Here is a 20,888-nt window from a genome sequence, read left to right on the forward strand (position 1 = left end):
TCGTCAAAGCCGCCATCGTAAATGCCTTCCCAATGCCCCGCTACTTCCCAGTCTTTGGCCAACGACTGCCCAACGATTACCCAATGATTGCTCAGTGTTGGCACCTTGGAGCCCCAGTGCAACCGAAGCCACCCCAGCCTGCGGTACCGTATGAGCCATGAGTGAAAATTCCGAAGAACTCCTGCACGGGCCCTTGCATGAGTGGCACACCAGCCACGGAGCAAAGATGGCTGAATTTGGCGGTTGGCTGATGCCGCTGCAGTATGACGGCGGCGGTGTGGTGGCCGAGCATAAGGCTGTGCGGACCACGGTTGGCCTCTTTGACGTCTCCCACCTGGGCAAGGCCGAAATTCGGGGGGCCGGTGCCGTCGAGTTCGCGAACCGCTGCTTCTCCAATGACCTCAACCGGATCAAGCCCGGCAGTGCCCAGTACACCCTGGCCCTGACCGACGCCGGCACAGTCACCGATGACCTCATCGCGTATCTACGCGCCGAGGATGATCTGTTCCTGATCCCCAACGCAGCCAACACCAGTGCCGTTGTTGCGGCCTTGGAAGCAGCCCGCGATGCCGAGGGAAGTGACGTTGAGATTTTGAACCTGCACCGCGAATTTGGTGTTTTCGCTGTCCAGGGTCCGCTGGCTAGCGACGTGCTTGACGCCGTAGGCCTGCCCACACCCGCGGACTATATGTCCTTCGTTGACACCACAGTTTCTCTGCACGGAGAAGAGATTTCCTTAACCGTGTGCCGCACCGGCTACACGGGAGAGATCGGCTACGAAGTGGTTCCGGCCTGGGCAAACGCCGCCGTGGTGTGGGAGGCGCTGGCCGTGGCAGTGGCGAACGCTGGTGGCCGTGCTGCGGGTCTTGGTGCCCGGGACACACTACGTACCGAGATGGGTTATGCCCTGCACGGACATGAACTTTCCACAGAGATCACAGCGCTGGAGGCCGGTATTGGCTGGGCTGTAGGCTGGAAAAAGCCGGAATTCTGGGGCAAGGAAACTTTGAGTACCCAAAAGCTGGACGGTGTGAAGCGCAAGTCCGTGGGCCTGTTGGCCACAGAACGCGGAGTGCCGCGTGCCGGTGTTGATGTCCTCGATGCCGCAGGCACGGTTGTGGGGCACACAACCTCCGGAACCTTTTCGCCCACCCTGGGTAACGGCGTGGCACTGGCCTTGGTTGACCCAGGCGTGGAATGGGGGCAGGAACTGGCACTGGACATTCGTGGACGCCGATTGGGCGTGAGCGTGGTCAAGCCGCCATTCGTCACCGTCAAGGTAAAAGCCTAAGAAGTGTGCCCGGCCAGCATCCTGATAAGGCCGCCAGAAGTGCCACACCACCGCGGTGCCCCGCCCCGCCAACGCCCTCCCTGGGCTGAGGCGGAATGATTCAGGGGTCCTGCGGTGTTGTGCTGTTCAGAGACACAAGCAGCTGAGGAAAAGCATGAATAATTTTGAGCACACCCCGTTTCATACCCCGGAGTCCCTCTATGTTCTAAATGAGGACCTGCTTGCCGCCGAGGACCTTACCGGTCTGAGCCTGATCATGGCGTTCACCGGATTTTCCGATGCCGGTCACGTGGTCACACAGATCAACGGTGAGCTGGCGGATCATCTGGCCCACGAACCCTTGGCAGTTTTTGATATTGACCAGCTCATTGACTACCGCTCACGCCGGCCACGCATCACGTTTAGCGAAGACCATCTCAGCGACTACAGGCCCCCGTCCCTGGTGCTTCACCGCATGGTGGATGCCTTGGGGACACCATTTTTGTATCTTTATGGCACTGAGCCTGACCTCCAATGGGAGCGGTTCAGTAAAGCTATTCTTGGACTCGTTGACCGCTTAGATGTGAATCTGGTGGCCTGGGTGCATTCAGTGCCCATGCCCGTGCCGCATACACGCCCAATAGGGGCCACTGTCCACGGCAACCGGCCAGAACTTATTGAAGGCATTTCAGCATGGAAAGCCACCATGGAGGTCCCGGCCGCCATTGGCCACGTCATTGAGTTCAAGCTCACTGATGCGGGCCGGAACGTGGTGGGCTATGCCATCCATGTCCCGCACTATCTATCCGACGCCGAATACCCTCCCGCCGCCGTAGCCGGTTTGGAATACTTGGGCGCAGCCGCCTCCTTAATGCTTCCCAGTGAGCGTTTGCGCGAAGCCGGCCGGGCTGTTGAGCGCCAAATCACTGAGCAGGTTGAAGCGTCCAGCGATGTGGCTGGGGTTGTGACAAAGCTTGAGAGGCAGTATGACGAACACAGCGAAGGCACTGCCCGCCGCTCACTACTGGCTGGCGAGAATGATGAATTGCCCGACGCCGACGAGTTGGGTGCCGCGGTTGAAGCGTACCTGGCTAGCCGCGATGGGGGAGCAACCGCCGAGCCTGATGGTGGCATAAGCTAAATACGTGGATAGTAAGCGTGCGTGGTTGGTTTGGGGTGTTGGAGTTTTTGCCTACCTGATTGCCGTTACCCAAAGGACTTCCTTCGGCGTAGCGGGTCTGGTGGCCACTGACCGATTTGGGGCCACTGCGGCGGCTTTATCTGCCTTCACCGTGATCCAGCTCGTTGTATATGCCGGGCTGCAAATCCCGGTTGGCGTCCTCGTTGACAGGTTCGGTCCCCGCATCATGATTGCCACAGGCGCTGCCCTGATGGCCGTGGGGCAACTGCAATTGGCGGCCGCTTCCTCCATTCCCGCAGGTGTTGTGGGGAGAATCTTTGTTGGTGCCGGTGACGCCATGACCTTCATTGCCGTGATCCGGCTCGTTCCCTTCTGGTTCTCTACACGAAAAGTTCCTCTCCTGACCCAGCTGACAGGTCAGCTGGGTCAATTTGGGCAGCTCATCAGCATCGCCCCTTTTGCTTTTGTGCTCCATGCTGCCGGGTGGAGCCCGGCCTTCGCGGGCTTGGCCGCCCTGGGAGTACTGGCCTGTGTGCTCGCTTTTGCGCTAGTGCGCAACGCGCCCCTAGGCGCAGTGAGTGCATCCTCGCAGCAGGGCTTGAAGGAATCAATGTCAGACCTGGCCACCGCCTGGCGGCAGCCCGGTACAAGGCTGGGCATGTGGAGCCACTTCGCAACCCAATTTTCCGGCACGGTCTTTGTTCTCACCTGGGGATACCCCTTCTTGGTCTCGGGTCAGGGCCTGGACACTGGCACCGCCAGCATACTGCTGAGCCTGTTCGTTGTGGTCGGGATCGTGTGCGGTCCCTTCCTGGGCAGTTGGGTGGGGAAACATCCGCTACGCCGCTCCACCATGGTGCTGGCTGTGACCTTTGCCATCGTCGCCGTCTGGGCTGCCGTGTTGCTGCAGTCCGGGCCCTCCCCGTTGTGGCTGTTAGTGGTGTTGGTGTTGGTGCTGGCAGTGGGCGGGCCCGCTTCGATGATCGCTTTTGATTTTGCCCGGACCTTTAACCCCTCCCACCGGGTGGGCACGGCCACTGGCATTGTGAATGTGGGTGGTTTCTTCGCAGCGTTGGTGACCATGTATATGGTGGGGCTGATTCTTGACCTGCTCAATGGAACGGGCTTTTCCCCGGAGGGGTTGTATTCTCTCGATGCATTCCGGGTTGCGTTCTCTTTCCAATTCATTGTTCTCGGAATCGGCATTGCCGCCGTCATTACTAGCCGCCGAAAAGTACGGCGAACCATGGCCGAGCGCGGAGCAGTGGTTCCGCCGCTGCGCGTTGTCCTAGCCGATAGCCGCCGCCGCCAGCAGCAGTACAAAGCCGAACGCCGTGATGAGAAGAACCACCGCAAGTCCTAGCCGCCACTGTGAGAAGTTCACCACGGGCTTGCTGACCAAAGCGCCTGTTATCCACAGATTGAGCGGTTTGCGGTCAGCGCTCTGGAATCCAGATCACCTGGGGACCAGTCTTGGACCATGAACAAACCACTAGAAACCATCAAAGTCAGTGCCGGCGAAGACCTCATGGCATTCATTCCTCACATGGTGGGGTACTGGCCCGATGCCAGCATTGTCGCCATTTCCATGCTGGGCAAGAAGCTGCGAGCCACCATGCGTCTTGACCTTCCACCCGATTCAACCAGTGGCAAGGAAGTCGGGCGCTTTGCCGCCATCGCAGCGACCCAGCTCGCTAATGACAAGGGCGCCGATGGTTCTTTAATTGCTATTTTCGGTAGACAAGATTGGCGCGTGCCCGGCGGGCTGCCTCAAGCGCAGTTGTACAAGGCATTGCGCAAGGCGTTCGAAGCGCAAGGACTGCCCGTGAGGGACGCATGGTTTATTGGTACGGAGCACTGGCGATCCCTCGAATGCACGGACGCCCGGTGCTGCCCGTGGCCAGGAAAAGAGAATCTCTGCATCAAAGAAAGCTTTGTCAACGCCGAATTCATCTTTCGCGGCAGCGTAGTGGGGCGGGCCCCCATGGAACAAGTGCGTGAGTTAATAGCGGTGAGAGACCCGGAGTTTGCTGCCACAGTGGCCGCCGCCGGCGTCGTTGGCGGTGAAATTCTAGCGGGGAGCATGGTCATTAATGGGTGTGGGGTGCAGCAATTGACGGCCACCTTGCAGGCGTGGGCGTTCAGTCTGGAACTATGGCCAAAACCGCCAGATCCACACATGTGCGCCTTCCTGCTTGCCGGGCTGGCCAATCACAGTGCGCGTGACGCCGTCATGGTGCTCCTCGCCACCACCGCCGAGTATGCTCTGGCAGGTGCCGCTGGTATGAGTTTGGTGGGGCCAGACACGGAACCGATCATGGTGGCCAAGAATTGGTACGGTGGAAATCAAGCTGCCGGGCGGCCTTTGAACGTTGATTGCCTCAGCGATGATCACCTAGTTGAGGCGGCCTACAATTTCAGCAATATCCTCATCGGAGCAAGCGAGCCCAGAATCCCGGGCGAGGAGCCTCGCGTCCTAGATTGGGCTCGGCTTGACAAGGCGGAGCGCTTCTTGCAATTTCTGGCACAGGCCAGTGATGACACTGACAAAGCGCCCGTGCTGTGCATTTTGGGATGGATCCAATGGTGCAAGGGCCGGGGCAGCTGGGCTGGACAATATTTCCAGGCCTGCATGGACTACCAGCCCGGGTACCGATTAGCGTCCCTTCTTGAGCAACTACTTTCCGCCGGTCACGTTGCCGAGTGCGCCAGGAATCCAAAAACTGCCTGGCACCGAGACAACCAGGACAAAGAAACTGATCTCGACGAGGCCGCATAAGCGGGTTGTGATCTTTATTGCACACCAGCATCGCCCTAGAGCGTGGCGTGCGCAAGATGGTAGTGCAAAATCGTGAGACACTGGATGCAAGACCCGGTGGGGTCCGTGTTGATGCATTCATTTTTAGTTGATTGTGCCGAAGATAAAAATCATTCGGACGGCGGGAACAATGCCGTGTTGCGGGGAGTTATACCCTGTGACCCTTCAAGAAAATGTGATGCGCTTACCAGCGCGGACTTGACAGGGTCATAGTGGTGTTGCCCGACGGTAACTCCACAGACCGCCGTAAGAAAGGTTTTCTGTGTCTGCTACTGCTAAGAGCAACGTCTCCACAACTAAGGAGACTGAGGATCCCACCTCGTCAGCAACCGTGCCCCTGACGCCAGCACAGAAGCGTGCTGCCACCATGGCTGCAAAGAAAGCAGCCGCAGCCGAGGCTGCTGGCGCAGAGCCCGCTACTGGTGCCACGGCTGCACCCAAGAAGGCCGCTCCGGCCCGCCGCGGCAAGGCCAAGATTGAAGAAGAGGCTGCCGCCGAAGATCCGATGGATGAAGACGAGCAGGAAGAAACTGCTAAGGAACGTCCCGTCGCCACAGGTACCGGATTCGTGTACTCGGACTCTGATGATGATGATGCCCCCGTGCAGCAAGTCATGTCCGCAGGCGCTACGGCTGACCCTGTTAAGGACTACCTCAAGCAAATCGGTAAAGTTGCCCTTCTCAACGCTGAGCAGGAAGTTGACCTGGCTCTGCGCATTGAAGCAGGACTTTTCGCCACTGAAAAGCTCAAAGAGGGCCGCGAGGCCATGGACGCCCAGCTCAGGCGCGACATGGACCGCATTGTCCACGACGGTGGCATTGCCAAGAACCACTTGCTGGAAGCTAACCTGCGCCTAGTGGTATCCCTGGCCAAACGCTACACCGGCCGCGGAATGCTCTTCCTGGATCTGATCCAGGAAGGAAACCTGGGCCTGATCCGTGCCGTCGAGAAGTTCGACTACACCAAGGGCTTCAAGTTCTCCACCTACGCCACCTGGTGGATCCGTCAGGCCATTACCCGCGCAATGGCGGATCAGGCTCGTACCATCCGCATCCCGGTGCACATGGTAGAAGTCATCAACAAGCTGGCACGCGTGCAGCGCCAGATGTTGCAGGATTTGGGCCGCGAACCCACACCTGAGGAACTGGCCAAGGAATTGGACATGACTCCTGAAAAGGTTGTTGAAGTTCAAAAGTACGGCCGCGAACCCATCTCCCTTCATACCCCGCTGGGTGAAGACGGTGACTCCGAGTTCGGTGACTTGATTGAAGACTCCGAAGCCGTTGTACCGGCAGACGCAGTCTCCTTCACCCTGTTGCAGGAACAGCTTCACTCAGTTCTGGACACCCTGTCCGAACGTGAAGCAGGCGTCGTCGCCATGCGCTTCGGCCTGACCGATGGCCAGCCGAAGACTTTAGATGAAATTGGCAAGGTCTACGGTGTGACGCGTGAACGCATCCGCCAGATCGAATCCAAAACCATGTCCAAGCTGCGCCACCCGTCACGCTCACAGGTTCTGCGCGACTACCTGGACTAGTCCCCAGTTCCTCCCAAGCATCGGCTCGCAAGCGAGCCGATGCTTGGGGCCCTCGGAACTGTGGGCCCACCCGTCTGCTCCCGGTCTGTGGCTCGCAAGCGAGCCGATGCTTGGGGCCCTCGGAACTATGGGCCCAACCGTCTGCTCCTAGTGAGCGCCGGGTGTGGATGAGGACATAAGAGAAGGGCCCCGGATCTTCCGGGGCCCTTCTCTTATACCGATTCTGTTCAGGCAGGTGTCCTAGTCGATCGAAACGGGCGCCTTTTCGTGCAGGCGGTTGGTCTCGTCGTGCCACTGCGAAGCGAGAGGCTTCAAAGTAGCTTCTACTGCCCGGGCGTGGTGGCCGCAAAAACGCAGCTCACCGCCGGAGGACTCCAATGTTACTCGCACATAAGCTTGTGCGCCGCAACGGTCACAACGGTCAAGGGTAGTCAGTTCTAGGTTGCTGACGGTCGTGGTGGTCATGATGGCCTCCTTAATAAGTTCTTGTACTTTATACAACCACCAATGGGGCGCTGTGCTTCCATCGACGTGGGGTACTTTCGCTAACCGCGTATCCCGATGGAAGTCTCTTGGCCCGGCCAGCCTGTAACCACAACGCCGCGCCAGCCATTAACCTTAGTAATTGTTAGGCCAAGCAAACCTTGAAGGAGTATGTCCACAGTGGCACGCCAAAGTTCCGATTACAGCGCACGCCATCTCTCCGTCCTGGAGGGGCTGGAGGCTGTGCGCAAGCGTCCCGGCATGTACATCGGGTCCACCGACTCTCGCGGTCTCATGCACTGCTTGTGGGAGATTATCGATAACTCCGTGGATGAGGCGCTGGCCGGATACGGTCAAAACATCACTGTCATCCTGCACAAGGATTCCTCGGTGGAAGTGCATGACGACGGCCGCGGCATTCCCGTGGATGTGGAGCCTAAGACCGGGCTGACGGGTCTGGAAGTTGTTCTGACGAAACTTCACGCCGGAGGCAAGTTTGGTGGAAGTTCCTACGCTGCTTCTGGTGGTCTGCACGGTGTGGGTGCCAGTGTTGTCAACGCCTTGTCCTCACGCATGGACGCCCAGGTGGATCGTGGTGGAAAAACCTACCAAATGAGCTTCCGTCGCGGGGAACCGGGCCACTTTAAAGACCCCGGAAAGTCCCTCAGCCCTGATGTGGCTTTTGCGCCCTTTACCGAGGCCTCCAGCCTCGATGTTGTGGGCACCACCAAGCGCGGGGTGACAGGCACCAGGATTCGGTACTGGGCGGACCGGCAGATCTTCACAGCGGATGCCAAGTTCTCCTACGACGAACTTGTGGCACGTGCACGGCAGACCTCCTTCCTGGTGCCGGGCTTGAAAATCAAAGTCATTGACGAACGCCGCCTCGCTGGGACACCGGGGGAGTTTGCCACGCATGAGGAGATCTTCCACCACGACGGCGGCCTGTCCGAGTTTGTTGACTTCCTCTCCGTTGGCGGGGCGGTCACGGATATTTGGCGTCTGCAAGGTCATGGCACCTTCACCGAAACCGTTCCCGTTCTCAACGCGGAGGGGCGTCTGGAAAGCACTGCGATGGAACGCGATTGCGAGGTGGATATTGCTTTGCGCTGGGGGGTGGGCTACGAGACCACCATGCGCAGCTTCGTGAACATCATTGCCACACCCAAAGGTGGCCGGCACCAGGAAGGCTTTGAGCAGGCGCTGCTCAAAACGTTCCGCAAGGTCATTGAGGCCAATGCGCGAAAGCTCAAGGCAGGCAACGACAAGATCGAAAAGGACGATGTTATGGCCGGTCTGACGGCCGTCCTGACGGTCCGGCTGGCAGAGCCCCAGTTCGAAGGCCAGACAAAAGAAATTTTGGGGACCCCGGCCGTCAAAGCCATTGTGGCCAAGGTAGTGGAGAAGGCGCTCAAGGAAAAACTCGACTCCACGGCACGCGGGGAAAAAATCCAGTCCGCGCAGCTGTTGGAAAAAGTGGTTTCAGAAATGAAGTCACGCATCTCCGCCCGGGTCCACAAAGAAACCCAGCGGCGCAAAAACGCCTTGGAAACATCCTCCCTACCCACCAAGCTGGCGGATTGCCGCAGCACCGATGTAGCCAAGAGCGAGCTCTTTATTGTGGAAGGGGACAGCGCACTGGGTACGGCCAAAATGGCCAGATCCTCCGATTTCCAGGCTCTGCTGCCCATCCGAGGCAAGATCCTGAACGTGCAAAAGGCCTCGGTGGGAGACATGCTGGCCAACGCCGAGTGCGCAGCCCTAATCCAGGTGGTTGGAGCCGGCTCAGGACGCAGCTTTGACTTGGCCGCAGCACGTTACGGGAAGGTGATCCTGATGACGGATGCTGACGTTGACGGCGCACATATCCGGACACTCCTATTGACCTTGTTCTTCCGTTACATGCGCCCCATGGTCGATGCCGGAAATGTGTATGCCGCTGTTCCGCCGCTCTACCGGGTGGAGGTCATCAACGCAGGCGCCAAAGCCAATGAAATGATCTACATTTACTCTGAGAACGAACTGCATAAGCTCCTCGCCAAGCTGGAAAAGGCAGGAAAGAGCCACAAGATCCCTATTCAGCGCTACAAGGGTCTGGGCGAGATGGACGCTGACCAGTTGGCCGAAACCACCATGGATCCTCGCCATAGGATGCTGCGACGGGTCACAAGCGCCGACGCCGACCGTGCCGAGCACACGTTTGAACTTCTCATGGGTTCAGAGGTGGCGCCCCGCAAGGAATTCATTGTTGCCGGTAGTGAACAGTTGGATCAGGGACGCATTGACGCCTAGCCCCACCTTGCACTAGCCCCAACCCCGCAGCGGCTCGCACCACCTGGCATTAAGGCGCCCTGCGCCGCTCTAGGCCAGAATGCCGGGAACCAGCAGGAGGGCTGTGGGAATGGCCAGGAGCATGAGCGCCCCGGCGATGATCAGTACCTGGCGGCCCGTGGCCAGGGCTGGGGCGGGGGCCAACAATTTACTCAGGCGGGCCGAGGTGGTGGTGGGCGTGTCGATTTGGCTTGCGTTGTCCGCCATCAGCGTATCGGCAGGCAGCTGGGCTGAACCGCTGGCCACCAAGGCGATGGCCGTGACCAAGGTGGCCTTGTCCACGGAACGCAAGGCTACGTCGTCGGCCATGATCTCAATCAGGGACGAAACCGCCTGCTGGGCCAGCTTCGAGGTGGGTAGCCAAGGAAGTGCCGAACGCCATGCGGCGAAGGCCCACAACAGCAGGTGGTGGCGCTGTAACAGATGAGTCTGCTCATGGAGCAGAACCGCATGCAACTCCTCAGGTGAGAGCAACTCAAGGAGCCCCTCTGAGAGCACGGTAACGGAGCGTGAGCCCCCTGGCAGGCAATATGCAACAGGGGCCTGATGATTGATGACGAGCGTGTCGGGGCGGTCGGTTGACGGTGAACTGAGCAGGTTCAACAGGTCCCGGTGCCTGCTGCGCTGGCGCTGGATGCGGTAGTAGGTCAGCCACAGCGTGAAGACCAAATGGGCTGAGAGTAGGGCCGCCGCACTGAGTGCAAAAGCGTGGATTAATCCCAGTGTGTCAAGGGAATCCCGGCCCAGCAAGATCAGGGCCAGTCCGTGCAGCCCGCTGGCCAGGTTCTCACCCAGGGGCACCAAACCCCAGCAAAGCATGGCCCCAATCATGGACAGGCCACCAGCAAGGGCTATGGACTGCCACAACACCATGGCGGCAAAAGGTGCCCGGGCAGGCCATGCCGCGCGGGAAAGAAAAACAGGCACCGGCCACGCCAAGGCTATAGCCAAGGCGGCAAGGAACCAGGAGGTCCAGAACATGTTCTACAACTTACCGTCTCTGGCTTGCACAGGGTACTGCGCCAGTGGGCTCCACCAGTGCGCTCAACGAGCTCAGTCAAGCACTGGGCGTGGCAAGTGCGCTTAGTGGATGCAAATGTTAGGGACGTCCCAGAAGGGTGCGCAGTGTCTGGGCCTCGCCGGGACTGACGGTACCGATGAATCGCGCCAAAACGGCTTCGCGGTCCGGGGCGGAGCCCAATACTTCCAGCATGAGTTCTGCGGTGTGTTCTTCGCGACTTGTGACAGCGCGGTAGCGGTGCGGTCGTGAAGCCCTTTCGCGCTCAACCAAGCCCTTTTTTTCCAGCCTGGACAGCACCGTCAGCACTGTGGTGACGGCCAACGGGCGTGACTCTGCATTGTCATCCGTGGTCCGCTGCGAGAGTAAATCCCGCAGAATATTAGCTGTTATGGCTTCCTGATGCTCCCACAGCAGGTCCATGACAGCTCTTTCCAAATCCCCAAGCGTTGCCATTCAAATCCTCTACTTCACTGCAGTCATCGAAACACGTAAGAGTACGCCAAATATACGTACATCACTAAATATACAGCTTTTGACAGCGATGTTCTACACAAGGTAGAAATAGAAGTTCTACAAGATGTAGAACGTGCTGGATAGTCTGAATATTTTTCATGGACGAGGGGAAACATAGTGGAAGCTCTGGACATTGCCAGGTGGCAGTTCGGAATAGTGACCGTGTACCACTTCCTAATGGTGCCGCTGACCATCGGCTTGGGTACTTTGGTGGCCATTTTGCAGACACGCTGGCACAAAACCGGCAACGAAGCCTATCTGCGCATGACAAAGTTCTGGGGCAAGCTCTTCCTGATCAATTTCATCATGGGCGTGGCCACCGGGATCGTCCAGGAGTTCCAATTCGGCATGGCGTGGAGCGAATACAGCCGCTTCGTCGGTGACGTGTTCGGGGCGCCCCTGGCCATGGAAGCCCTGCTGGCCTTTTTCGTTGAATCAACCTTCCTGGGCCTGTGGATCTTCGGCTGGAAGAAGCTTCCCCCACGCATTCACTTGGCCTGCCTCTGGATCGCCGTTGCAGGATCCATTGTTTCGGCATACTTCATCCTCGTGGCGAACTCCTGGATGCAGCACCCCGTAGGTGTGGAAATGCTCAACGGGCGCCCCGTCATGGTGGACGCCTGGGCTGTCTTCACCAACAACACCGCACTCGTGGCCTTCTTCCACACCATTACCGGTGCGCTGGCCGTGGCCGGCGGCTTCCTCCTCGGTATCTCCTGGTACCAGCTGTGGCGCCGCCGCAAGGACGGCATTGACACCGTGGATGCCACGGGACGGGTCATTGTGGGCGAATCAGCCACCATACCGGGCCGAGACAAGAAGGATCATTCGGTGTGGATCAAATCACTGCGCTTCGGTGCCGTGGTTGCCATGATCGCTTTTGCCGGGTCCGCCGTCTCCGGTGACTTGTCAGGAAAGCTGATGTTTGAACAGCAACCCATGAAGATGGCAGCCGCCGAGGCTGCCTGCCATGACGGAACCAGTTTCTCCATCCTGTCCCTTGGTGACGTTGGAAGCCGCGACTGCTCCGAGGTTGTGGCCGTCATGGAAGTGCCAGGCCTGCTCTCCTTCCTGGCTCACAACGACTTCACCACCGAGATCAAGGGCGTGAACACTCTGGTACCCGAGTACCAGGCCAAATACGGCAAGTACCTTCCCGATGATCCGATGTACGGTGACCGGGCCGGCCAAGAGATCAACTACGTTCCGGTCATGCCCGTCACTTACTGGGGCTTCCGCATGATGATCGGCTTTGGCGGGCTTGCTGCTGCCGCCGCTGCCGTAGCCCTGTGGGCCACCCGCAAGGGCACCGTTCCCAAGTCCAAGGCCCTGATGCGCCTTGCCCTGATCGGCATCCTTGCGCCCTTTGGCGCCAACGCCGCCGGCTGGATCTTCACCGAAATGGGCCGCCAGCCCTTCGTGGTGGCACCCAACCCGTCCATGAGCGGCATCGATCAAGTGTTCATGTTCACCGCCTCGGCCGTTTCCCCTGGCGTCTCGGCCGGCGAGGTGATCTTCTCCCTCGTGGCACTGACCACCGTGTACGCCGTGCTGCTGGTAGTGGAAGTGGTCCTGCTGACCAAGTACATCCGCGGCGGCGTGGTCTCGGCCATGCCGGAACTGGACCAGACCAAAAAGACGGACGACGGCGGCGCCGGCCCAGGCGGGGAAGCGGACGACGATGTGCTTGCGTTCGCGTACTGACCTCCAGGGCACCAACAGCGTGCCCGCGCCCCTGACTTGCTGCTGAAGCCAAAGGACTAATGATGGATTTTCTTCCCACTTTGTGGTTCATACTGATTGCCGTGCTGTGGATCGGCTACCTCTTCCTTGAAGGATTCGATTTGGGTGTTGGCATACTCATGAAGACCTTCGCCCGCGGCGAAAAGGAACGCCGTGTCCTGCTCAACACCGTGGGGCCTGTCTGGGACGGCAACGAGGTGTGGCTGCTCACTGCCGGCGGCGCCACCTTCGCCGCATTCCCGTTCTGGTATGCCTCGCTGTTCTCGGCACTGTACATTCCCCTGGTGTTCGTGCTGATAGCGCTGATCTTCCGCGCCGTGGCCTTTGAATACCGGGGCAAAGTCCACTCCGATATGTGGCGGACGGTCTGGGACTGGGCCATCGCCCTAGGCTCCTTCGTTGCTGCCTTCGGCATCGGTGCCATGCTGGCCTTGACCACCACGGGTCTGCCGCTGAACGCGAATGGCGACCGCGTGGGAGGGCCCTTCGCCTGGTTCACCTGGTACGCCGTGATTGGTGGGCTCGCCGTAGTGGGCTTCGCTATCATCCATGCCGCAGCGTTTGTTGCCCTGAAGACCGACGGCGACATCCGCCACCGCGCCCGCCGATTGGTGGGCCGGTGGATGCCTGTGGGACTGGCGCCGATGGCGGTGTGGGCCATTGCGGTGGCCCTGGAGAACGGCAAATGGTTTAGCTGGCTTTTGATCGCCGTAGCCGTTGCGTGCGCCGTAGCTTCCTGGATGGCCAACAAGGCAGGCCGTGAAGGCCTCAGCTTCCTGGCCATGGGCGGCTTCCTGCTTGCAGGTGCTACCGCGATCTTCAGCGCCGCCTACCCCGTAGTGCTGCCGTCCACGCTGGATCCGCTGTGGAACCTGACAGTGGAGAACGCCTCTTCCTCAAGCTACACGCTGGGCCTGATGTCCATTGTGGCGGCTGTGGGTGTCCCGCTGGTGTTGGCCTACCAAGCGTGGACGTACTGGATCTTCCGCAAGCGCATCACCGTGGCTCACCTGCCCGAACCGCACGAGTTTGGTCCCGCCGTCGGATATGTTTCTGTTGGATCCACCAGCGAGCCCCACTTCGAGCACACCACAACTGGCGGAGATTCCTAGTATGAGCATGCGCCCCACACTCCCTCCTGGTAATTCAACCAAACTGGCTCTGGCCGGTCTGGGTGGCTTGGCTGCCCTGAAGGCCGTTGCCCTGGTTCTTGGCCTGGGTGCCCTGGCCCATGCCTTGGCCCAATGGGCTGGTCATGAGGCGCTGGATGGCACCAAGTTGCTGGTGCAGGGGAGTGTGGGCGCCATCCTGCTGGGCGCAGCCGTGTGGGGAGCGTCCATTCTGGCCCGCCGCGCAGCGCTCGGTGCCAAGGAAGAATTGCGCGCCAACCTCGTGGCCCACCGCCTTGACCCGCGCAATGGCGGTCAGGGTGGGGCCGTCGGGGCCGAAGGCATGCTGGCCAGCCGTGGACTGGACGGTCTGGATAACTACTTTGCCACGTACCTGCCTGCACTTGTCAGCTGTGCGGTGCTGCCGCTGGCGATCGGCCTGCAAATTCTCATCTCAGACTGGGTCAGTGCCCTGATCGTAGCCCTGACCTTGCCGCTGGTGCCGGTGTTCATGATCCTGATCGGTTTCCACACCCAGGAGCGGGTGGAACAGGCTGCCAACGGCCTGGACAGGCTCTCGAACCATCTGCTGGAACTGGCCCGCGGACTTCCCGTCCTGGTGGGCCTGCGCCGCGCCGGCGCTCAACGCAAGGCACTGGAGGACGTTTGTGAGGGCTACCGCAAATCCACCATGGCAACTTTGCGCACCGCCTTTCTCTCCTCCATGGCGCTGGAACTCATCAGCACCATTTCTGTTGCCGTAGTTGCCGTGTTCATCGGTGTGCGTCTGGTGAGTGGTTCCATGGACTTGGAGGCCGGTCTGCTGGCGCTCATGCTCGCCCCGGAGTGCTTCCGGCCGCTGCGTGATCTTGGCGCAGCCCACCACGGCAGCGAGGACGGAGTGGAGGCCTTGCGCCGTTCCACGGAAATTCTCGGCGCAGCCTCGCCCTCCCAGCCGATCCAGGCACCGGCCGCCGCGGACGTGGTACTTGAGGCCAACAACTTCACCGTCAGCTATCCAGATCGCACCGAAGCCGCCGTTTCCGGATTCACCGCCAGTCTTGCCCCCGGCGAAGCGCTGGTGTTGGCAACACCTAGCGGAACTGGAAAATCCACCATCCTTGCCGCGCTGGCAGGTTTACTGCCGCTGACAGGTCCCGGTGCGGCACGCCTTGGTGGCGAACTTGCCATCCGGAACCCGGCAGCCATCGTTTTTGTCTCTCAGCACCCGGCTTTTACTGAGGCCACGGTGGCTCAGGAAGTGGCCCTGTACGCCAGCGTTCCTCACAACCAGGGCCTCAGCCACAGCGCCATCGTGGCGGCACTGACTGCTGTCAATGCCGCACATCTACTCCACCGTCCAGTGCTGGAATGCAGCCCTGGGGAACTGCGCCGGGTAGCCGTAGCCCGCGCCCTAGCAAGGATTGCTGCGGATCCGGCCGTGGAACTGGCGCTCTTTGACGAGCCCACAGCCCATCTTGACCCCGTCTCCGCCCACGCCGTGAGGAGGGAACTTGCCCGGCTGCGGGGGAGCGTGGCAGTGGTTGTTGCAACTCACGATCAGCTCCTAGGCACACTCTTGTGCGCCAGCGGTCCGGACTCCGGGCTCAACATAGTGGAGTCTGTGGATGTTGTGGAAGTTTCCGATGGCTTGGCTGCCGTGGATACAGGCGAAGTAGCTGTTCCTGTGGCGCGTTTTCAGTGGCGGCACATGCGTCACCTGCCCCTGCGCTCACCACGATTTGCCGCCGGAGTTTTAGTTTCGGCACTGGCCACGCTCAGCGCAGCAGCCCTGTCAGGGATTTCCGGATGGCTCATTGTGTGGGCCTCCGCGCAGCCGCCAATTCTGTACCTGATGACGTTCATTGTGGGTGTCCGTGCCTTCGGCATTGGCCGCTCGCTGCTGCGCTATTGTGAACGGCTACTGACTCATGATGCAGTATTCCGCTGGGCCACAGAACTGCGCCTGAAACTGTGGGACTCACTGGGTTCCTCTGTGGTGCACTGGGGCAGGCTCACCCGATCGGGCGGCGCCCTGGGAACGTTGGTGGCGGACGTTGATGAACTGCGCGACGCCGTGCCGCGCGCCGTGGTACCCATCCCTTCGGCATTGATCTCTTATGGTGGGGTGCTGTTGACCGTGTTCTTGCTGGTTCCGCAAGCTGCCGGCGTTGTCCTGATACTGGGTGTTTTGGTACTGGTACTGCTGCCTGTTCTGGTACTTGCCGCCCAGCGGCGCGCCTCGGCCGCGGCTGCTGTTCACCGGGTGTGGTTGGCCGAACGTGCCACCACCTTGTTTGCCGCTGCCGGCGATTTGAGCGCCAACGGCGTGGGTGCCATTGCGGCTCAGCGGTTCAGGGACGCCGATGCTGCTGTGGCCAAGCCGCTGCGCCGGCTGGCAGGGGCTGACGGTCTAGGCCAGGGCTTTGTCAGCTTGTTGACCTCCCTGGCCGCCATTGCGGCTGCCCTGAGCGCAATTGTGGCTGGTGTTGACCCCCGTGCCGCCGCCGTGGCGGCACTGCTCATGCTTGCCTTGGCTGAGCCGCTGGGCCAATACATAGAAGCAGTCAGTTCTCTTCCGGCCCTCGCCGCCTTGATGAGCCGGACACTTCCTTTACTGGATGCTCCCGTCACAGTCCAAGTCGCGAAGGAGGCCCCTGATGAGACATTCTCGCAGCAGGTGGGTTCTGTTCCTGGCGAAGCCGTGCGGCGCGATGACGCGCAAAAGATTGACGTGCAGACGCTTGAGGTGGAGAACATCAGTGCCCGCTACCCCAACTCTGAGCACACTGTTTTTGAAGGCTTGAGCGGGACAGCTCAGCGCGGAAAGTGGTGGAGCATCAGCGGGCCCTCGGGCTCCGGGAAGTCGACCCTTCTGGCAGTGTTGTTGGGCTTCTTGAAAAATGAATCAGGGCATTATTTGATCAACAACCACCCCGCTGAGCCAAAGACCCTGACCAAGATCGCCTGGTGCCCGCAGGACGCCTACTTGTTCAACTCCACTTTGCGCTCGAACTTGGCGTTGGCTCGCCCGGCAACATCACCCCCTGATGAGGAGCAGCTGCGCGCCGTCCTGCACACAGTGGGGCTGGGCTCGTGGCTCGCTGAGCTGCCGCTGGGACTGGACACTCGGGTGGGGCCCGGTGGGCACCACCTCTCCGGCGGGCAGCGGACCCGCGTGTCGGTGGCCCGCACGCTCGTGGCGGGGGCCGACGTGGTACTTCTCGATGAGCCCACAGCACACCTGGGCCAAGACGAGGGCGCCGAGCTGATAGATGATTTGCGTACGGCTCTGAGCGGTGCCGCCGTGGTGCTGGTGACGCACGACGACGACCTTGCCCAACGTGCCGATACTCACCTTCGGTTGGGGGAGCCTGTGTTGGAAGGCGCGGGTGCTCACCTTTAGGCTGAGAGGATGATTGAGGAACCCTCCGGCACGAACATTCCCCTCCCGCATGCTGATGGGCTGGTGTTCCGTCCACCGCTTATAGGCGATGTGGATGCTTGGCTGGGTCTTGTTAAGCGCATTGCGGCGTTTGAAAATGCGCCGTGGCATGCCCAACGTTCCGAGCTGGAGGCTGCACTGGCCGATCCGGGCAATCCCGTGGCGGAAAATGCTCTGGTTGGTGTGGACGCGGACGGCGTGCTGCGCGCTTACGCCGATGTGAGCAAGAACCCTGCCGGGGACAAAGCCAATGTCCAAGGCGGCGTGGATCCGCTGTGGCGCCGGCGCGGCGTGGGGGCGGCCTTGCTTGCCTGGCAGGAAGCACAGGCTGCCGCACGCTTTGCGGTTGACAGCGCTCTGGTCCTCGACAACGTTCAAGCCCCCGATCCGCGGGTACCCAAGGTGCGCAACCACGTAGAAGAGGACAATGTGGGGCAACGGGCCTTGCTTGCCGGTGCCGGTTACTCTGTGGTGAGGTACTACTCGCAGATGCAACGGCCGTTGCTTGACCTGCCTGCCGTGCAGGCTCCTGAGGGGATCACCATCACGCCGTTGACCGATGAGCTCAGCGAGGCTGTGCGGCTGGGGCATAATGAGGCCTTCGCTGATCATTGGGGTTCTGAGCCGCGCACTCAGGAACGGTGGGCCGTTGAAATGCGGCACGAACACCTGCGCCAAGACTTGTGTACGGTTGCCGTGGACAGCACCACCGGTGAAGTAGCCGGATACCAGCTGGTAACGGTTGACCCGGGGGATTTACGTCCCGGGCATGGCGGTGAGGGGTACACCGAACTGCTCGGTGTGCGCCGGGAGTGGCGCGGGCGCGGGATCGCCCCGGCACTGCTGGCCGACGCCATGACACGTTTTGTGCAAGCAGGTTTGGACCGTGCCGCACTGGATGTGGACACGGAGAACCCCTCTGGAGCTCTCAGGTTGTATGAGAGCATGGGCTACCAGCCGGTGCGCCGCAGCATGGTCTGGGACAAACTACTCGGGACCTGACTAGTTGGGATCTGGCTACCAAGGGCTTGGTTACGCTGGCCTGTGCGCGTTCCACGCAATTCACTGCTACTAGCGTCTTTTGCACTTTCGCAAGCAGTGGTGTCTTTGAAGGGCAGACCAAGCCACTTCGCAAGAAGGAAACCACCATGCACGCAGTCATCATGGCCGCCCCCGGCGATATCCGCGTCGCCGAACGTGAGAACCCCACCATTGTTGAGGCTACCGACGCGATCATCAAGGTGACCGCGAGCTGCGTCTGTGGATCGGACCTATGGCCCTACCGCGGCGCCCACGAGGTACACGACGCTTCCATGGGCCATGCGTATGTGGGTGTGGTGGCGGAAATCGGCGCGGACGTCAAAAACACCAAACCGGGCGCTTTCGTTGTGGGTTCCTTCATGGCCTCGGACAATACGTGCGAGATCTGCCAGGCCGGCTACCAATCTCGGTGTGTTCATGTTGTGGGCATGGGTGGGATTGGCACGCAAGCCGAATACGCCCGCATCCCTTGGGCGGGCGGCACCTTGGTAGCTACGCCGGGCATGCCCGACGCCTATTTGGTCCCGTTGCTGTTGGTGGTTGGGGACGGCGCCCTCGGCCCGCTCGGTATTCTCGCGGCCAGTCAACTCGGTGCCACGAGAATCATTGCCATGTCACGGCACGCCGACCGGCAGGAGATGGCCCGCGATTTTGGGGCCACAGACATTGTCACCGGAGGGTACGGGGCACATTCGGTCATCGAAGCCGTCGGCACCCAGGAGTCCATGATGCAGGCCATTCGCGCCACCCGCCCCGGCGGACATGTCGGCTATGTCGGTGTCTCCCACGACGTGGAACTCTCCGGCCAGGAACTATTCCTCTCCGGCATTCACCTGCATGGCGGCCCCGCACCCGTGCGCCGTTTCCTGCCCGAACTGATCGAGCTGATCTGGGCACGGAAGATCAACCCCGGGCGGGTATTTGACCTCACGCTTCCACTGGCGGACGCGGCGGAAGCTTACCGCGCCATGGATGAGCGGCGGGCCATCAAGGTCCTGCTCACGCCGTAGCTGCTGTTCGCGTGCAAGCCAGGAAGGGAGGACAAGAAGAATTGGCGGCGGAGGCTTGCCACCACCAATTTTTTCTGGCCCCTGCTTGACCCCTCCCCGGTCTATCACGTCTTGAACACCGGCCCGGTGGCTGGCGGGGCCGAGGTGAGGACTACGGCGGATACAGGCTCGCCGCACCCCCAGGCAAGCACTACTTGATCCAGCTCTGGCCCGAGACCAGCCTTCGCCCAAAGGAAACGGCGCATGGTGATGGGTTCGGTATGGACGCATAATCCCGGAACACATAAGCAACGTCCCAGATCCTTGACACACCTTGTCTTGGTTGAATCACCCACTGACACCAATCCCTTCAAGGAACCGGAAGCCTGCATCACTACTGCATCATCACCACGGCGTCCCGTACCGGGTTCCTCCCTAGCGGCAACGGAGGTGCACAAGGAATGGAGTACCTCACATTGCGCGGCCCTGCGGGCCACTCACAGAGAGCGGCCCTGTTGACCCATCTTCGCCGCAATGAGTGAACCGGGGAAGACCAGTTCCGGGTTCTGCGCATCCCACCGGGGGAAAGATTGCAAAATCCAGTACAGCAGGAACAGGGCCAGAGCTACGAGTTCGCAGACCAGAACCGGGGGCACCGCTAAAGCTTCAAGCCAGCCGCCGGAGATGACGGCAATGGCAACCACGGCGTCGAGCAGGAAACCTGCGGCAATGAGCCAGTACAGCCGCTGATACTCCTTAGTGGGCCGGATGCCGTGGTGGTGTTCGAAGGCTTTGGCCACGGCAACGGTACCGATCGCAAGGAAGAACACGATCGCGGCCGTGACGTGTGTGTACTGCAGGAACGCTTCCCGGGCCAACACCCACATCAGTGCCACCAAGAGCAGCAGACCGCTCGCCGCCAGCAGCGAGCTCCGGACGGCCTGAAATTCGTGGTTGCGACCCTTGAAAATGAAGAACGCGGCAACCACCATGACCACACTGACTACAAGGTAGGTGGAGATTCCATTCGCAACGTCGGGACGGTAAGCAGAGGGCACACAGCTGTTCCCCGGCACGCAATCGATGGCGATCCCTGGAACTGATCCTGGGATCAGGGGTGTTGGGACGAGAGCGATCAGGGGTGCCAGCAACCCGGCCGCGACCAGCAGGGCCCGCTCGAGTCCCGTACCGGAAATGGCCAGCAATCCCAGTGACGCAGCAATCAAGGCACCCACAAAAACGGTGCGGGCCGGTGTGTAGAAGTAGGCACTGACCGAGGACAACACCCCCACCTGGACCATGGCGACGGCGACGGCAACAAAAATGAGCACCACAGTTCCGCCAACGCCCAGCCGCAGGTAGCGGTATGTTCGTTGCAACGATGCCTGATCTGTCAGGTTCGGCGGCGGCGGAGTGAAGTCCCTCCTGTGAAGATGCATCTGGGGCT

General features: G+C 60.5%; 15 protein-coding genes. 11 read left to right on the forward strand and 4 right to left on the reverse strand.

Features of this window, described 5'->3' with window-relative positions; genetic code table 11:
• The first annotated feature begins 157 nt into the window (after positions 1 to 157).
• From gcvT to CVS29_RS09440, 5 genes are all read left to right on the forward strand, one after another.
• Complete coding sequence (gcvT, locus tag CVS29_RS09420; protein WP_110106073.1) at positions 158 to 1,291, forward strand: glycine cleavage system aminomethyltransferase GcvT; 1,134 nt, start codon at positions 158 to 160, stop codon at positions 1,289 to 1,291.
• A gap of 154 nt (positions 1,292 to 1,445) precedes the next feature.
• The gene (locus tag CVS29_RS09425) at positions 1,446 to 2,411 is read left to right on the forward strand and encodes a proteasome assembly chaperone family protein (RefSeq protein WP_110106074.1); all 966 of its coding nucleotides are present in this window, start codon (positions 1,446 to 1,448) and stop codon (positions 2,409 to 2,411) included.
• A gap of 4 nt (positions 2,412 to 2,415) precedes the next feature.
• A complete protein-coding gene (locus CVS29_RS09430) occupies positions 2,416 to 3,774 on the forward strand; it encodes an MFS transporter (protein ID WP_110106075.1) in 1,359 nt (452 codons plus the stop codon).
• Positions 3,775 to 3,891: 117 nt separating this feature from the next.
• Positions 3,892 to 5,190: a DUF4192 domain-containing protein gene (locus CVS29_RS09435; protein ID WP_110106076.1), complete on the forward strand. Its 1,299-nt coding sequence runs from the start codon at positions 3,892 to 3,894 to the stop codon at positions 5,188 to 5,190.
• Positions 5,191 to 5,491: 301 nt separating this feature from the next.
• Complete coding sequence (locus CVS29_RS09440) at positions 5,492 to 6,766, forward strand: RNA polymerase sigma factor (RefSeq protein ID WP_110106077.1); 1,275 nt, start codon at positions 5,492 to 5,494, stop codon at positions 6,764 to 6,766.
• Between the two features lie 240 nt (positions 6,767 to 7,006).
• Here CVS29_RS09440 and CVS29_RS09445 read toward each other — a convergent pair whose 3' ends face one another.
• Entirely contained in the window at positions 7,007 to 7,231 is a 225-nt protein-coding gene (locus tag CVS29_RS09445; protein ID WP_110106078.1) for a DUF7455 domain-containing protein, read from the reverse strand.
• A 189-nt stretch (positions 7,232 to 7,420) separates the two neighbouring features.
• On the opposite strand from CVS29_RS09445, the gene CVS29_RS09450 reads away from it, so the two are divergent.
• A complete protein-coding gene (locus tag CVS29_RS09450) occupies positions 7,421 to 9,541 on the forward strand; it encodes a DNA gyrase/topoisomerase IV subunit B (protein ID WP_110106079.1) in 2,121 nt (706 codons plus the stop codon).
• A 69-nt stretch (positions 9,542 to 9,610) separates the two neighbouring features.
• Here the strand turns inward: CVS29_RS09450 and CVS29_RS09455 are convergent, their stop codons facing one another.
• Positions 9,611 to 10,561, reverse strand: coding sequence for a M48 family metalloprotease (locus tag CVS29_RS09455; protein ID WP_110106080.1), 951 nt, complete (start codon positions 10,559 to 10,561; stop codon positions 9,611 to 9,613).
• Positions 10,562 to 10,679: 118 nt separating this feature from the next.
• The gene (locus CVS29_RS09460; RefSeq protein ID WP_110106081.1) at positions 10,680 to 11,054 is read right to left on the reverse strand and encodes a BlaI/MecI/CopY family transcriptional regulator; all 375 of its coding nucleotides are present in this window, start codon (positions 11,052 to 11,054) and stop codon (positions 10,680 to 10,682) included.
• 177 nt (positions 11,055 to 11,231) lie between these two features.
• On the opposite strand from CVS29_RS09460, the gene CVS29_RS09465 reads away from it, so the two are divergent.
• The 5 genes from CVS29_RS09465 (at position 11,232) to CVS29_RS09485 (ending at position 19,462) form a co-directional block, all read left to right on the forward strand.
• Entirely contained in the window at positions 11,232 to 12,818 is a 1,587-nt protein-coding gene (locus tag CVS29_RS09465; RefSeq protein WP_110106082.1) for a cytochrome ubiquinol oxidase subunit I, read from the forward strand.
• Positions 12,819 to 12,880: 62 nt separating this feature from the next.
• Positions 12,881 to 13,969 carry a cytochrome d ubiquinol oxidase subunit II gene (cydB, locus tag CVS29_RS09470; RefSeq protein ID WP_110106234.1) on the forward strand — a complete coding sequence of 363 codons (1,089 nt, stop codon included), beginning with the start codon at positions 12,881 to 12,883 and terminating at the stop codon, positions 13,967 to 13,969.
• A gap of 1 nt (position 13,970) precedes the next feature.
• Positions 13,971 to 17,372, forward strand: a complete 3,402-nt coding sequence (gene cydC, locus CVS29_RS09475) for a thiol reductant ABC exporter subunit CydC (protein ID WP_170120948.1) — start codon at positions 13,971 to 13,973, stop codon at positions 17,370 to 17,372.
• 9 nt (positions 17,373 to 17,381) lie between these two features.
• Positions 17,382 to 18,413 (forward strand): GNAT family N-acetyltransferase, encoded by a 1,032-nt coding sequence (locus tag CVS29_RS09480; RefSeq protein ID WP_110106084.1) that lies wholly within the window; start codon positions 17,382 to 17,384, stop codon positions 18,411 to 18,413.
• A gap of 146 nt (positions 18,414 to 18,559) precedes the next feature.
• Positions 18,560 to 19,462 (forward strand): alcohol dehydrogenase catalytic domain-containing protein, encoded by a 903-nt coding sequence (locus CVS29_RS09485; RefSeq protein WP_110106085.1) that lies wholly within the window; start codon positions 18,560 to 18,562, stop codon positions 19,460 to 19,462.
• A gap of 476 nt (positions 19,463 to 19,938) precedes the next feature.
• Here CVS29_RS09485 and CVS29_RS09490 read toward each other — a convergent pair whose 3' ends face one another.
• On the reverse strand, positions 19,939 to 20,880 hold the full coding sequence (locus CVS29_RS09490) for a hypothetical protein (RefSeq protein WP_110106086.1): 942 nt from the start codon (positions 20,878 to 20,880) through the stop codon (positions 19,939 to 19,941).
• Positions 20,881 to 20,888: the final 8 nt, after the last annotated feature.

Origin of the sequence: Arthrobacter psychrochitiniphilus, from assembly GCF_003185915.1 — a bacterium.
Classification (GTDB): domain Bacteria; phylum Actinomycetota; class Actinomycetes; order Actinomycetales; family Micrococcaceae; genus Specibacter; species Specibacter psychrochitiniphilus.

Coding starts and splice junctions, on each gene's coding strand:
- gcvT (WP_110106073.1), top strand. CDS start 158: ATGAGTGAAAATTCCGAAGAACTCCTGCACGGGCCCTTGCATGAGTGG.
- CVS29_RS09425 (WP_110106074.1), top strand. CDS start 1,446: ATGAATAATTTTGAGCACACCCCGTTTCATACCCCGGAGTCCCTCTAT.
- CVS29_RS09435 (WP_110106076.1), top strand. CDS start 3,892: ATGAACAAACCACTAGAAACCATCAAAGTCAGTGCCGGCGAAGACCTC.
- CVS29_RS09445 (WP_110106078.1), bottom strand. CDS start 7,231: ATGACCACCACGACCGTCAGCAACCTAGAACTGACTACCCTTGACCGT.
- CVS29_RS09450 (WP_110106079.1), top strand. CDS start 7,421: ATGTCCACAGTGGCACGCCAAAGTTCCGATTACAGCGCACGCCATCTC.
- CVS29_RS09455 (WP_110106080.1), bottom strand. CDS start 10,561: ATGTTCTGGACCTCCTGGTTCCTTGCCGCCTTGGCTATAGCCTTGGCG.
- CVS29_RS09460 (WP_110106081.1), bottom strand. CDS start 11,054: ATGGCAACGCTTGGGGATTTGGAAAGAGCTGTCATGGACCTGCTGTGG.
- cydB (WP_110106234.1), top strand. CDS start 12,881: ATGGATTTTCTTCCCACTTTGTGGTTCATACTGATTGCCGTGCTGTGG.
- cydC (WP_170120948.1), top strand. CDS start 13,971: ATGAGCATGCGCCCCACACTCCCTCCTGGTAATTCAACCAAACTGGCT.
- CVS29_RS09480 (WP_110106084.1), top strand. CDS start 17,382: ATGATTGAGGAACCCTCCGGCACGAACATTCCCCTCCCGCATGCTGAT.
- CVS29_RS09485 (WP_110106085.1), top strand. CDS start 18,560: ATGCACGCAGTCATCATGGCCGCCCCCGGCGATATCCGCGTCGCCGAA.
- CVS29_RS09490 (WP_110106086.1), bottom strand. CDS start 20,880: ATGCATCTTCACAGGAGGGACTTCACTCCGCCGCCGCCGAACCTGACA.